Source organism: Paenibacillus bovis (assembly GCF_001421015.2).
In the GTDB taxonomy this organism is placed as follows: domain Bacteria; phylum Bacillota; class Bacilli; order Paenibacillales; family Paenibacillaceae; genus Saccharibacillus; species Saccharibacillus bovis.
Genome location: NZ_CP013023.1, coordinates 1,669,345 through 1,684,071 on the forward strand (window position 1 = coordinate 1,669,345; position 14,727 = coordinate 1,684,071).

General features: G+C 48.0%; 8 protein-coding genes. 5 read left to right on the plus strand and 3 right to left on the minus strand.

Annotated elements, in window-relative coordinates; translation table 11 throughout:
• Position 1 precedes the first annotated feature (1 nt).
• Positions 2 to 2,653 carry a DUF2357 domain-containing protein gene (locus AR543_RS07150; protein WP_060533070.1) on the plus strand — a complete coding sequence of 884 codons (2,652 nt, stop codon included), beginning with the start codon at positions 2 to 4 and terminating at the stop codon, positions 2,651 to 2,653.
• A gap of 30 nt (positions 2,654 to 2,683) precedes the next feature.
• A complete protein-coding gene (locus AR543_RS24220) occupies positions 2,684 to 3,058 on the plus strand; it encodes a hypothetical protein (protein WP_060533072.1) in 375 nt (124 codons plus the stop codon).
• Positions 3,059 to 3,488: 430 nt separating this feature from the next.
• On the opposite strand, the gene AR543_RS07160 is transcribed toward AR543_RS24220, so the two are convergent.
• Positions 3,489 to 3,722 (minus strand): hypothetical protein, encoded by a 234-nt coding sequence (locus tag AR543_RS07160; protein WP_060533074.1) that lies wholly within the window; start codon positions 3,720 to 3,722, stop codon positions 3,489 to 3,491.
• Between the two features lie 621 nt (positions 3,723 to 4,343).
• Between AR543_RS07160 and AR543_RS07170 the strand changes: the two genes are divergently transcribed.
• Together AR543_RS07170 and AR543_RS07180 are read left to right on the plus strand one after the other, a co-directional pair.
• Positions 4,344 to 6,488 carry a glycoside hydrolase family 6 protein gene (locus AR543_RS07170; protein WP_060536677.1) on the plus strand — a complete coding sequence of 715 codons (2,145 nt, stop codon included), beginning with the start codon at positions 4,344 to 4,346 and terminating at the stop codon, positions 6,486 to 6,488.
• Between the two features lie 1,141 nt (positions 6,489 to 7,629).
• Positions 7,630 to 9,249 (plus strand): cellulase family glycosylhydrolase, encoded by a 1,620-nt coding sequence (locus AR543_RS07180; protein ID WP_060533080.1) that lies wholly within the window; start codon positions 7,630 to 7,632, stop codon positions 9,247 to 9,249.
• A 569-nt stretch (positions 9,250 to 9,818) separates the two neighbouring features.
• Here the strand turns inward: AR543_RS07180 and AR543_RS07185 are convergent.
• Positions 9,819 to 10,976 (minus strand): hypothetical protein, encoded by a 1,158-nt coding sequence (locus AR543_RS07185; protein WP_060533082.1) that lies wholly within the window; start codon positions 10,974 to 10,976, stop codon positions 9,819 to 9,821.
• A 740-nt stretch (positions 10,977 to 11,716) separates the two neighbouring features.
• Positions 11,717 to 12,565, minus strand: a complete 849-nt coding sequence (locus AR543_RS07190; protein ID WP_060533084.1) for an alpha/beta hydrolase — start codon at positions 12,563 to 12,565, stop codon at positions 11,717 to 11,719.
• A 418-nt stretch (positions 12,566 to 12,983) separates the two neighbouring features.
• On the opposite strand from AR543_RS07190, the gene AR543_RS07195 reads away from it, so the two are divergent.
• Positions 12,984 to 14,675 carry an AraC family transcriptional regulator gene (locus AR543_RS07195; RefSeq protein ID WP_082472152.1) on the plus strand — a complete coding sequence of 564 codons (1,692 nt, stop codon included), beginning with the start codon at positions 12,984 to 12,986 and terminating at the stop codon, positions 14,673 to 14,675.
• The last annotated feature ends 52 nt before the right edge of the window (positions 14,676 to 14,727 follow it).

The following is a 14,727-nucleotide window of genomic DNA, read 5'->3' on the forward strand; positions in this document are numbered from 1 at the left end:
CATGAATCTGAATAAAAGTGTGAATCTATTGGAGATCCAGACGAGCATAGGGAGCATCTATCTGCAGGGTAAGCCGTATCATCCGGCAGTAGAGACGCTGCAGCTGCACCGGGAAAAGGGACAGTGGGTCGATGCCCATCTCAAGTGTACGTCGCTGACATCGGATATTGAGGTGCAGTCGGTGCAGGTATTCTCTCCGGTAGAGGGGGAATTGGTAGCATGGAGCGCTGGCGCAGATGTACTACCCTGCTTTTACGAGCAGCAGAATTATGAGTTTGTGTATGAACGGGCAGAGGATACGAGTCTGCCGGTCACCTTTTACCATGATAATCAGTATCTGCGGGAAGCGGTCACGCCCAAGGGCAAGCGGTTGCTATCCGGGATGCTTAACTTCCGTAATGAAGTGGGCTTTACCGAGCTGGAGCTACGGAGTAACGGGCAGCGTCTACTGTTGATTGAGCTGGAGATTTTTCCGTCCAAGCTGGATTACAAGCAGGACTATGTAGCTCTACTGCATGAAGTGAACGAGCAGGTGTATAATCTATCGTTCGATTTTCTCAAGCGTACGTACCAGTCGGTCTCGCTAAGGGATAGTGAACACCAGAGCCTGAGCGAGTTTTTCTCGATTATTTCGCATCTATTTGGTCAAATGGAAAAGGCGATGGAGCGAATATCCATTCAGCCGCATCACCAGATGAACCGCGAGCAGGAACTGCGTAATGCCGCTCTGGTGAAAAAAGCCAGTCGGCGCAACACTACCTATCTGGCTCGTCATCCGCAGCATCTGGAGAAATTGCAGCGTCCATCTCTGGAACGCGAAAATGGACAGGGGATAGGCAGCAGACATCTGAATGAACAGTTGCAAGCCGATCCTTCCCGCCGTGGTGCGCTATCTATTAACGGAGAAGATTACCGTCCGCTTCGACTGCTCGATACGGTCAAGCATCTCTCGTATGATACGGCAGAGAACCGGATGCTGCGCTGGATGCTGGAGCGTATTCTCTCCAGACTGCATCGTCTGCGTGACCAGTATGCCCAGCTAAACCGTCCGCAGAATTACCGCAGCCGCACATATGACGAGCAGTTCGTGCGCCGGGTAGATGGAATGATCTCGCGGATGGAGCGGATGCTGTCTGCCAATTGGCTGCAGCAGCTGTCCCCGATGCGCAGCATGAGTCTCAGTCTGGTCATGCAGATGGCGCCGGGCTACCGGGAGATGTACCGATATTATCTGACCTTGCTCAAAGGACTATCGATCCAGAGCGATCTGCTGCGCCTGTCGATGAAGGAAATCTCGGAGCTGTACGAATACTGGTGCTTCCTCAAGCTGAATGAACTGCTCAGCCGCAAATACCAGCTGGTTCGCCAGAATGTGATTCGGCTGAATCACTCCGGTCTATTCGTAACCCTGGATCGGGGGCAGCGCTCGCGGATGGAGTATGTGAATCCGCGCAGCGGCGAGACATTTGTGCTGTATTACAACAGTGCACCGGATAGACAGGGTACGCCGACACTGCCGCAGCGACCGGATAATGTACTTTCGTTGCGGAAAGTGGACGCTGGACAGGAGAAGGAATACAGCTTTATTTTCGATGCCAAATACAAACTGAATGTAGCCGAAGAAGGATCTGCCTACCGGGCAAGCTATGGCCAGCCGGGACCGCAGGAAGAAGACATCAACACGATGCACCGCTACCGGGATGCGATTGTGCACGGAGTGAACGAGCAGGATTCTTCTGTATTTGATCCAGTGACAGCTATAGAACAAGGTGCAGCTGAAGAGGAGTCCAAGACTCCATTTTACAATAAAGATAAAGCAGAGCATGATCCTGGAGCTGCCACTGCCGATCTTGGAGAAGATACAATATCTCTCCGTATCCGCTATGAACGCAGCATGTACGGCGCATATGTACTGTTCCCGTATGGTAACGAGGAGGAGTACCGCCAGCACCACTTTTACAAAAGTGTACGACGGATCAATGTAGGCGCGCTGCCTTTCCTGCCCAATGCGACAACGCTGGTAGAGGAATTCCTGGATGAACTCATCCAGGATAGCCCGGAAAAGGCATACGAACGATCCACTACGCCGCGCGGTACAGAAGAGTACTATGCCAACAAGCTCGTCACCCGCAATATGATCGTCGGATCGGTACGCGGACCGGAGCAGGTAGAGCTGGCATTAACACATGGATTCTACCATGTGCCGCTCAAGAACTTTACCAATTCACAGGTCATTACCCAGCTCGAATATGTCGCCATGTACCAGTCCAAACGCAAGTTTGGTCCACTCGGTCAAGCCGGTATCCACTATTACGGACGCATCACCGGCTGGCAGATTATGCAGCGCCGGGACATTACCGAGATTCCGTCAGACGAGCGACGAGATGACCAATTGTATGTAAAATTCACTGTAGAGCGCTGGCAGGAACGCAACGAGCCGATTACACTCGGCGGACAGGGCATCTATACCCTGCTGTATACGAGCAAATATATTTTCGACCGCGCTCACGAACTCGCCGAACTGCGACTCGAATCCGAAGAAGACCTGAGACAATGGCGCGAGAAGCGCAGGCAAGGTCAGGTCAAAGTAGTGCTGGATAACGAGTATGTCGATCTGGCACAGCGTGTAATAGACGTATCCGTAGAAGAGTAGAAGTAGTAAGAGGGAAAAAATAGCCGTAATATGGATCATGCTATTGACATGGTAACGCCCATACAGCGGATAATCTTTGTAATGCTTGTAATGCTTGTAATGCTTGTAATGCTTGTAATGCTTGTAATGCTTGTAATGCTTGTAATGCTTGTAATGCTTGTAATGCTTGTAATGCTTGTAATGCTTGTAATGCTTGTAATGCTTGTAATGCTTGTAATGCTTGTAATGCTTGTAATGCTTGTAATGCTTGTAGTGCTTGTAGTGCTTGTAGTGCTTGTAAGTGCTGTACTAATTAATACAGAATACAATCCATTTCCGTATCAGAGCCTCATAATTAAATGTAGTAACATCAACTGCTGCTATTATTACTATTCTCTCTACAACCCTATACTTCACTACGATTAAACAAAGTCTACACAAAACCAACTGCTAACGATACATTCCAATGATCTGTATAAAAAAATAAATCCTGCAACAAGTACCATCCATGCATAGAGCGGAGCAAAGGGAATAGAGGCAAAGGACGACATTTAAGCCTGGAGATCCTCATCTTCTCCTACCCATAAAGGATCTTCAGGCTTAACCGGAGGACGTGCCTCTATCCCTTTGCAAAGCGGATGGATGAAGCAGCACCAAACACTTTATACTTACCTAATTAATATATACCATGTCCCCAAGACTCCTGCATTTCGTAACAACCACACCACACTACCCATATGTAAAACAACCAGCACCCAGCTCCACTAACTACTTCCTGTTACAACAAATCCATAACCTCTCTAGCTCCCCTACCTGCAAGCCACCAATCCCACCGCTACCTGCCTTTTACCGCACATTACAACTTCCAGATCAGCACTAACAACAGCGCCAGCACAATAAGCGCCATTACCGGATTCATAAACTTGGTCAGCCAGATCGCCATCGTCAATGTGGCAATAGCCAGATACCCCAGCCATTCCTGCTGACGGAACTTTTTACGATGATACAGCAGATGCGCATAACCAATAGGCGGCGTCACCAGACAGATGACCCAGAGAAATCCTGGGCGTAGATACCATTTCGTTTTCATAATTGAGTTACCTCCGGATGATATTTCGAAGTAGATATCGATTGGCAAATGCTCTTCGTACGACTATCCCATCATAATATGGAAATAACACCCATATCAACTTTGCCCGGTTCGCAGATTTACATCCTGCAGCCGGGCTTTTTAGTAGATGCAGGATAGTGTAATCAGGAAACTACTAAAGTTCGTAATATTCTATGATACTGTTCTGCGGGCATTATTCCATCTTATGCTTTAGTCTGTGAAAGTGTCTGGTGAACCATTCACTCTTGGTTTTTGTCTGTCCGACTGTGTCGTTTCGCCAAATTTCTTGCTTATAGGCACTTCTGATTGCATAAATGAGGATAATAAGATTCTTCGATATGGATATAAAAATACAGGCGAAATCAGGATACTCCACATCACTTTTGTTAATTATAATCCATATTTTACAATATACTCCACTCATTGATTGTCCTATAATCGACGCTGAGGAGGTGATTCGAAAGGGGAAGCAGTACAGAACATACCAAAATAGAAAACGCTTACCGGAAAGGTTGGGCTCGACTCCAAACAAATTTCAGAGAAAGAAAGGTGAATGGATTGAAGTCTAAAAAAGGGTTCTGGCAAGGTTTTAAGTATACAATGGCGGCTTCACTGCTAGTAGGGAGTCTACTGCCGGCAATGTATGGACCGACAGCATATGCAGAGGCTCATGTGGATAATCCGTTTGTCGGTGCGACCGGATATGTGAATCCGGATTACGCCAAAGAAGTTGACGGTTCGATCGCCAGAGTCAGTGATCCTGCGCTCAAGGGTAAAATGCAGACGGTCAAATCCTACCCAACCGCCGTATGGCTGGATCGGATCGACGCGATCCAGGGCGGCGCATCCAATGCCGGACGTCTCAGTCTGGAAGGGCATCTGGATGCCGCACTGGCTCAAAAGCAAGGCAATACCCCGATAACAGCAAGCTTTGTTATCTATGATCTGCCAGGACGGGATTGCCATGCGCTGGCATCTAACGGTGAACTTCCTTTGACCCAGGAAGCTCTGCAGCGCTACAAAACGGAATATATTGATGTAATCGCCAAGACGTTTGCGAATCCCAAATACAAGGATATCCGCATAGTTAACGTGATTGAGCCGGATAGTCTGCCGAATCTGGTCACCAACCTGAGTGATGCCCGCTGTGCAGCAGCCAACTCCAGCGGTATCTATGTCGAAGGCGTGCAGTATGCGCTAAATAAGCTTCATGCCATCCCTAATACCTACAACTACCTGGATATCGGCCACTCGGGCTGGCTGGGTTGGGATAACAACCGGTCAGCGACAATTACATTGTTCACCAATGTGGTGCGCAATACCACAGCCGGACTATCCAGCATTGACGGCTTCATTACCAACACAGCGAATACCACACCGCTAAATGAGCCGAATCTGCCGAACCCGGATCTGAATATCGGGGGACAGCCGATCAAGTCATCCAAGTATTATGAGTGGAATCCGTACTTTGACGAATCGGACTTCACTGCGGCGCTATACTCCGAATTCGTTCGTGCCGGATTCCCGAGTAGCATCGGTATGCTGATCGATACCGGACGCAACGGCTGGGGCGGACCGAATCGTCCGGCGATGGCTTCGGGCAGTGACATCAATACGTATGTCAATTCCGGCCGTGTCGACCGCCGTGCTCACCGGGGCAACTGGTGTAATAACAGCGGAGCCGGTCTGGGTACACCACCAACCGCTGCACCTGCCGCTCATCTGGATGCCTATGTATGGGTCAAGCCTCCGGGTGAATCCGATGGCTCCAGCTCCCTGATCCCGAATAATGAAGGCAAAGGCTTTGACCGTATGTGTGATCCGACTTACACCACAGCAGATGGCGTACTGACTGGCGCGCTGCCAAATGCTCCGATCTCCGGTGCGTGGTTCCATGACCAGTTCGTGATGCTGATCAACAACGCTTATCCGGCACTGGGCACAACGACACCACCAGTAACGCCTCCGGTAACCGTACCGACAGTACCTACAGGTCTGAAAGCAGCAGCCGCTGATACACAGGTGAAGCTGAATTGGTCATCCGTGACCGGAGCCGATCACTATGTAGTCAAAAGAGCGACCAGCGAGAGCGGTCCTTTTACTACACTGGATAGCAAAGTCACAACTACACTTTATACCGACAAAGCAGTTACGAACGGCACCACGTATTATTACAAAGTGAGTGCCGTGAATAGTGCAGGCACCAGCTCCGACTCTGCAGCCGTCAGTGCCAAACCGGTAGCCGTCGTCGTGGTACCGCCTGTTGATCCGGAACCCAATCCAAATCCTAACCCCAATCCGAATCCAACACCAACAGGCAGCTTGAGTGTGCAATATCGTGCAGCAGATACGAATGTATCGGATATGCAGATGAAGCCATTTTTCAATATCAAGAATAATGGTACTACTCCGGTAAATCTGAGCGATCTGAAGCTGCGTTACTACTTTACCCCGGAAGGTTCCCAGGAGATGAGCTCCTGGATCGACTGGGCTAAGGTAGGACAGGATAATATCACACGTACCTTTGGCAATGGATATGTCGAGCTGAGCTTTGGCAGCGCAGCAGGGACAATCCAGCCGGGCAGCGAGAGTGGAGAGATTCAGCTGCGCATGGCCAAGTCCGACTGGTCGGTGATGGACGAGAGCAATGATTATTCTTTTGACGCGTCCAAGGCAAGCTATACCGATTGGAACAAGGTCACTCTATATCAGGCAGGCAAATTGGTCTGGGGTATGGAGCCATAAGCTTCATGCAGTAGGGGATCACATAAATATCGGTTGAAATAGGGAAAGTAGGCAAAGCGCATAACTTGAATGGTAAATAAAGATCGGAGGCTTGAGATGATAGTGGATTTCAAGCCTCTTTTCGTACTTCCGAGCGACTGTGTTAAAATAGTAACCGAATATGGTCGGGTTGTCTGGCATTTGCCTGAGCAAAAGGCAGTGCGCAGAATACCACACCTATTCATTTACTATATACGAAAGGAGCATATATCAATGGAATTTGTATATGCTGTCCTGCAGGGACTCGGCATGATCTTTATCGTGCTCGCTGTATTTGTAGTCGTGACTTTGTTTCGCCTTTGGCACAGGAAAAACAAATCCTGATTCATAAACAGCCAAAGGAAATCATAACATTCCTTTTCTGTGTTTATTCTGCTCGCTCAATCGTATGCAGCTATAAAAATCTTGCATACATTATAATAGAAGAAACACATTCTATTCTTCCTACCATCCCCTGTAAAATCCGCCGCAAAGAGCCATTTAACCGAATGGTTCTTCTTATATTATGCCTGTATAAGGACGATATTAAAGTATCGGTTGCTCAGCTTCCTTCCACTTTTTTGCCTTTTTACAATCATCCAAATCTTTTATAGCCTCACAACTCGCTTTCTGTCTGTGCAACCTATGGAGCAGACGTTATCGTCAGGGACTTTTTTACCTGAGCCGATATCTAAAAGATCGCTGACTTGCCCGATTCTGCAAAAATGTTTTACCCATTTACCGAAATAACACCCTTCGTTGTTCCCAAGTTACCGCTTGATAGGTTTGTTGAAAATAAAAAATTGTGCATAAAGAATAAATTTAAAGTATTTGAATCGGGACTATTCAGTCTGTAATTCGCTGAGTTAAGCTTTTTTGGATCAAGTTCACTTCCTCTGTCCCTTGTTATTCGTTGTTTATGACCAAAAAATACCATCTAACTCCTGCTTCACAACTCCCATGCTTCTAGATCTTTATATTCATTTATTGTCAGAAATATATTATTTTGGTTATAAGCTGTATATACTGACGTAGGCAACAAGGTCTGGCATCTTATGTTCAAAATCAGTGTGCTTCCCATACTGAAATCCAAATGAGCATCACCAAAAGGAGACTTCGGAATATGTGGATGAAAACAGTCAAAAAATTCTCTTCCGGTGTACTGGCAGCGACGCTGACCGTAACACTGGCCGTATCAGCAGGAGGGACGTCTGCCGAAGCAGCGACGACTCCAGTACAACAGCATGGTCAGCTGTCGATCAAAAATGGACGTCTGGTCGATACGAAAGGAACACCCGTACAGCTGAAAGGGATCAGCTCGCACGGTATCCAATGGTTCGGCAACTATGTGAATAAAGACACGATGAAATGGCTGCGCGACGACTGGGGTATCTCGGTATTTCGGGTAGCGATGTATACAAACGAAGGCGGTTACATTTCCAATCCGTCTGTCGCCAATAAAGTCAAAGAAGCCGTAGCCGCAGCCAAAGACCTGGGCGTCTATGTGATCATCGACTGGCATATCCTGTCCGATGGCGATCCAAATACGTACAAAACACAAGCGAAAAACTTTTTCAATGAAATGTCCGCTCAATACGGTACACTGCCTAACGTGATCTATGAAATTGCCAACGAGCCAAATGGCGGCGTAACATGGAATAACCAGATCCGTCCGTATGCAGTCGATGTAACCAAATCGATCCGTGCCAATGACCCGGATAACATCATCATCGTCGGTACAGGCACATGGAGTCAGGATGTGCAGGATGCAGCAGATAACCAGCTGCCGGATGCCAATACGATGTACGCAGTGCATTTCTATGCCGGTACCCATGGCCAATTCCTGCGCGACCGTATCGACTACGCCCTGAGCAAAAAAGCACCTGTATTTGTAACCGAGTGGGGCACAAGCGATGCTTCCGGTAACGGTGGTCCTTTCCTGACCGAATCCAAAACATGGATCGATTTCCTCAATAGTCGCGGCGTAAGCTGGGTGAACTGGTCTCTGTCCGACAAGAGTGAAGCTTCGGCAGCACTGACACCAGGAGCAAGCTCGACTGGCGGATGGTCCCAGGCCAACCTGTCTACTTCTGGTAAATTCGTCAGAGAGCAGACACGTGCAGGTTCTACAACGGTAGGTGGAGGTACGACAACTCCAACACCGACGCAGCCGACGACTCCTACAACACCAGGTAATGGTGGCGGTAACACAGGCGGCGGTACAACGTCTCCGACTCCGGGTACAGGTAGCGGAACTCCAGACACAGGCACAACCGCACCGGCTAACGGCGCACTTTCCCTGCAATTCCGCAGCGGCGACAATAACCCGTCCGATAACGCCATGCGTCCGGTATTTAATATCAAAAATAATGGCAGCACACCGGTTAAGCTGAGCGATCTGAAAGTACGCTATTATTTTAACAACGACGGCAAATCCGGTGACCAGACATATATCGACTGGGCTCAGGTAGGTGCAGCCAATATAACGACTACATCCAAAGCACTGTCCAGTAGTAAATCGACTGCCAACCGCTATGTAGAGTTCTCCTTTACCAGCGCAGCAGGCTCGATCCCGGCAGGCGGACAGAGCGGTGAAGTCCAGGCACGTATTCACCCATACGACTGGAGCAACTTTAACGAAACCAACGACTATTCCTACAATAATGGCAGCACCACCTTCACCACTTACAACAAAGTAACCATCTATAACCAGGACAAACTGGTATGGGGCGTCACTCCGTAAGTCTGGATAAAGGTAAGCGCAAGGCATCGCATGGAAGACATTAATACACAACGAGCAATTAGGCGTATTCGTTAAGCCTAATGAAATGCAAAAAAGGACATGCATTGATACACGTGCATGTCCTTTTTTAATGTTGCGCGCTCAATCAAAAGCAGTCATACTTGCCGGCGTAATGCGTAATGCGTAATGCGTAATGCGTAATGCGTAATGCGTAATGCGTAATGCGTAATGTGTACAAAAGCAGTTGTTTCTTTATCGTTCGACAATCCGCTCCATTCTCCCAAATAACAATATAATGAAAATACAAATGACGCACAAGCACATAACGCAGGAAAGGAAATAAGAGCAAAGGACGACATTTAAGCCTGGAGATCCTCATCTACTCCTACTCATAAAGGATCTCCAGGCTTAACCGGAGGACGTGCTCTTATTCCTTTCCGGAGTGGATGAAGCCAATCCACTCTCGCTCTCATTCCTTTCCAAAGGGAATGAAGCGAATCCCCCCATCACTCATATTCGTTTCCAAAGTAAACGAATCGAGTACAACAAGCAGAACACAACACTACCACCTACAAGTTCTGCGCCGAACTCAACTTCCCATTCCAAAAGTAAAGATACTGATTATGATTGTAAATCCACTGTTCATACGTAATCGATCCCGATTGATACGTATGGGCATCTACAGGCAACCCCCACGACATAACCACCTGCTCACGGGACATACCGGAAGTAACGCGGTTCTGACTAATCGCATTCCATACATTATTGCTCCATTTATAGACTGAACGCGGATTTTTGGTAAATAGATATTCTAGCGCCATCTTGGTCGCATCCTGGTCAGCCGCCACATTGATTCCGAGCAGCTTGCCTTTGGCATTGCGCACAACAATACTAAAATTGTTATCGTCATCTACCTGAAAAGACACAAACGTCAGTTTCTCCAGATGCTTGATCCCCGAGCCGTTAAAGTTGCGGTTATCAAACCAGACGTTTTGTCCGCGCAGCCAATTCTGTACGGTCAGCAGATCACTTTCCAATACAAAATCAAGTGCAGGCGCATTGGCATTGATCTGAATTTCTTCACCGCCGGAATTGATAGCAGTGTTATCGTATACCGTGCTGCCCGGATCATAAGAAATATCCGTAATCCAGTAAGCACCCGAATACTCGAAAGGATAGATTTTCTGACCGATTTTTTTACCAACGCCTGCAGGAAGCTGACTGATATTGGTCAGAATCTTGCTGGATTCCGCTTTGCCTTTATCTCCATCCCAGATAAATAAAGCTAGTGCACTGGAAGCGAATTTGCTCTCCAGATCGCTGATTGCCAGCAATGATTTGAATTGTACATACGTGACTCCTGCATACTGAAAAGAGTTGGAGTTGTTGATAGTGACACTGCCTTTGCTGCCCGTCAGACTGAGCGGACTGCCATAATTGATAGTGATGCCTGGAATACGATCCATAATTTTGACCGGAATATAGAGCGTATTGCCATTTACCAGCTGCGAACGCTGTACTGTGATTTGCAGCTTGCCGTTAACATACAGGGCAACCTGCTGATAGGTACTGTTTTTGGCTGGAGCGGCTTGAACCGATGAAGCTGCCGGACCTGCGGCTGCGAACCAGAGAACGGCAACCAACAGCAGAAGCAGCATGCTTTTTAGGCCTTTCCCAAAGCGCTTGGCCGATTGCTGTGGCAGATGATACGTTGAATGATGTTGCATATGAAATACCCCTTTTCCCTAATCGATCATCCTGTAGATGTCTGGATGAATCTTCTCATCCATGGGAGCTGATCCATTCAGCTGTATGAGCGCATCGGCTCTATATGTATAGCATGCTGGCAGAACAGCCCCAGACTAATATCGGAAAATAAACCGAAAATCTGAAGCCATTCCAATACGCTCTAAAGGGCTTGGGATAGGGGAATTGCTTCATTCACTCCAGACAGGATAAGAACCTGTCCTCCAGTTAAGCCTGAAGATACTGAATTAGTATTAGAAAAGAAGATCTTCAAGCTGAAAGGTCATCCTGGTCCGTATTTCCTTTCTTCCGTTGCGTGATTAATCATTATTTAAGTCTGGTCATAAGAACTGGAAAGAAGTACATACTGACATAAAAGATCAACTGTTGAGAAGAAGAAAAGAAGCTACATGCACATAACGCAGGAAAGGAAATAAGAGCAAAGGACGACATTTAAGCCTGGAGATCCTCATTTACTCCAACCAATAAAGGATCTCCAGGCTTAACCGGAGGACGTGCTCTTATTCCTTTCCGAAGTGAATGAAGTCAGCACACCAACCGCTCTTATTCCTTTCCGAAGGGAATGAAGTCGATACACTAACCGCTCTTATTCCTTTCCAAAGCAAATGAACTCAGCACTCTAATCGTTCTTATACCTTCTCGAAGTAAATAAAATCATTACAATGGAGCCTAAGCTATCATCAAACAGCAGCCATTAATCCTACAACGCCGCAGTACGAAGCGCCGTGCTTACCGCCGTCGGTACCACCGAACCGTGATTTTCACCTGCAAATTCACGGAATTGTACATCCAGCCCATACGCCTGCAGCGGAGCCAGCCGTTTAGCCAAGGCACAGGCATTCTGCAGCATATGAAACGGAGCATCGCTCTCCAGTTCACCCGCTGCAATCAGCAGATGATGCTCGCGAGCTTCGGCCTGAAGCCGCATGGCAAACTGCTGCTCTTCTTCGGCAATTTGCGGCTGTCCCCAGTGCAATGAGGGACTGATAGAGACATAATTGCGAAAAGATTCCGGCGAGCTGAATAGCACATGCAGCGTAAATAATCCGCCAAAGGAATGCCCAAACAGCGTCTGATGATCCGTATTAACAGGCAGCAGACTTTCAACCTTGGGCTTCAGTACCTGATTAATAAAGCGCAAAAAGCGATCCGCTCCGCCATATTCCGGCCAGGGCAGTCCATCACGGGAAGGTGGCAGATTATCGACGGGTACAGGTAGAGTATAGTCGTAATGCCGCTCCGAGGAAGTGGGCAGTTCAGACGGATAGCCGATGCCGACGATAATAGAAGGAGTTACACGGGTCTTCTCCTTGCGGCGGCATTGGGCACGTTCGGCTTCCAGCAGGGTAGAGAAAATAGCATGGCCGTCCAAAGCATAGACGACTGGATGACCTTCTGTAGGGGCTTCCAGATCCGGAATAGACACCATGATCCGGTAATCTCGGCCTTCAGCAGAGCGCAGATCGAACTGCATGGTTCCCCGCAGTCTGACTTCCGGATGTATAGGATGATTCGAAGAATGGATAGAGTAAGCAGGTTGTTCAGACATTGAATAATAGTCCTCCTGTTCATAGGAATGGATGATTGCTGTATAACTTCAGCAGCCGCAGAATGGTCTGTATATTTTACCGGCAGTTATATAGCGAAATAAGCATAGTCCCCAGTATAAAAGACCATTTCATCCTCTTCCATGAACAATATTCCGGCAGAACATGGATAATCATCACCTTGAGTTTCTGTATCCATTGACGTGCCGGAGAGAAAAGGGTACATTGATCATATGCTTAATTGAGAATTATTATCAATGGAGAATCGGATAAAGAACCGTTAAACAAGAACCCATCAAATAAGAGCCATTTTCGCCTGATCAACAGACATACCACATCTCTATAATATTGGGGATCCATAGAACCTTTACCATAAAAATAAAATGCCCTATCAATAAATACCAACCCAAGGAGGAATGTATGATGAACCGTATGCTGGATACCCGTTTGGTTCCTTCATTAGAGAGAGATCAGCATATTTATCGTCCGTCTGTTCTCGCCAAGCTGGATGAGCTGTCATTTCGACTGCGAGACGTGGAGAAAATTCGCCGCAGCAGTGCATTTCATCTTCCTCAGCAGTATACAACTACCTATATAATGATCGTGATCATGGAAGGAGAGGGAGTTCTCACCGATGAACAGGGCAAGCGTAAAGTGCAGGCACAGAGCGTACACTGGCTGGCTCCAGGAACCACGCTCGGTCTACGTTCTTCAGGTTGCAAAGGGATCAGTCTGCTGCTGATCCGCTTTGACAGTTATATGGAACAGCAGGATGAGCTGCAGCGGCTGGACCGATCCGCCCAAGACGAAAAAAACGACAGCTACTTCGCCTGCAATGTATCCGGTTCATGGCTGCTGCCTCTGTGCGAATCCTTGCACGAACAATGGACAGAAGGCAAATCCGGCAGCCGGGCACGGGCAGGCAGTCTGTTCGTTCAGCTACTCTGTGATCTGCAGGAGCAGGAATCGGCTGCCGAAGGCGATATTCATATCCAGCTGCAGCGTACATACGCCTACATTGGACGGCATTACCGCGAACCCCTGACCCTGGATCAATTAGCTGATATGGCAGGGATCAGCCGCAATTACTACGTAAGCCTGTTCAAGAAATATTACGGGGAAAGTGTGATCCATTATATTACCCGGCTGCGGATGGAAGAGGCCCGTCGGTTAATGACCAATCCGGAGCTGCGATTGCGGGATATTGCGCATCAGATTGGTTATAATGACGAGTTTTATTTTAGCCGCAAATTCAAGCAGGAGACAGGCGTTACGCCATCTGCCTACATACGCAATCATCAGCGCAAGATTGCTTCCTATGATCCGGTCGTTACCGGTTATCTGCTGGCGATGGGCATTGTTCCCTACGCCGCACCACTGCATCCCAAATGGACAGGTCATGACAAGCGCCAGTATGCAGCAGACATTCCGGTACATCTAAAAGTACAGCGTGCCAATACACAATGGCGGGAAAATATCAGAATATTAACCAGCTGTCAGCCAGAGCTGATCATCGCACCGAATCATATCAGTTTGCAGGAGAAACAGCTGCTGGAAAATATCGCTCCTGTGCACTATATGGATGCCCGGGCGACAGAATGGCAGGATCAGCTGCTGCAGTTGGCCAGGCTACTGGGAGAAGAGCAGCAGGCACAGCGCTGGCTGAATCGCTACCACGAGCAGAATGAACAGATCCGGCGACAACTGGCTGAGCAGGGCTCACCGGGAACCGTATTATTTGTTCGTTACTGGAAAGGTCACTTCTATTCCTGCCGATTGACCGAAGCAGGACGTATGCTGCGCGAGGATCTGCAGCTAAATCTGCTTTCATTAACAGGGAATGATGAAGAAGAGCATGAAGATCTTCCTTTTACACTGGAACAGATTACCCGCGCCGACGCAGACCGGATACTGCTGCTGATCTGTCAGGAGAGCGAGACCCTGCTGCACTGGAAAGAACTGATCCAACAGCCGAGCTGGCAATCCATGCAGGCGGTAAGACAGGAACATGTTCATATCCTGAGCTCCGATCCATGGCGGGACTGCTCACCGGAAGCCTACAAACGGATGGCACAGCAGGCATTGGAGGTATTCACAGACAATCGTCCATGAGTTTTGTGAATATTGTCCATGTTCCTGCCGGACAATCCATACTATGCTTCTT

Bases quoted from the DNA above. Each gene is read 5' to 3' on its own strand.
- AR543_RS07150 (WP_060533070.1), top strand. From the start codon at position 2: ATGAATCTGAATAAAAGTGTGAATCTATTGGAGATCCAGACGAGCATA.
- AR543_RS07180 (WP_060533080.1), top strand. From the start codon at position 7,630: ATGTGGATGAAAACAGTCAAAAAATTCTCTTCCGGTGTACTGGCAGCG.
- AR543_RS07185 (WP_060533082.1), bottom strand. From the start codon at position 10,976: ATGCAACATCATTCAACGTATCATCTGCCACAGCAATCGGCCAAGCGC.
- AR543_RS07160 (WP_060533074.1), bottom strand. From the start codon at position 3,722: ATGAAAACGAAATGGTATCTACGCCCAGGATTTCTCTGGGTCATCTGT.
- AR543_RS07190 (WP_060533084.1), bottom strand. From the start codon at position 12,565: ATGTCTGAACAACCTGCTTACTCTATCCATTCTTCGAATCATCCTATA.
- AR543_RS07170 (WP_060536677.1), top strand. From the start codon at position 4,344: ATGGCGGCTTCACTGCTAGTAGGGAGTCTACTGCCGGCAATGTATGGA.
- AR543_RS07195 (WP_082472152.1), top strand. From the start codon at position 12,984: ATGATGAACCGTATGCTGGATACCCGTTTGGTTCCTTCATTAGAGAGA.
- AR543_RS24220 (WP_060533072.1), top strand. From the start codon at position 2,684: ATGGATCATGCTATTGACATGGTAACGCCCATACAGCGGATAATCTTT.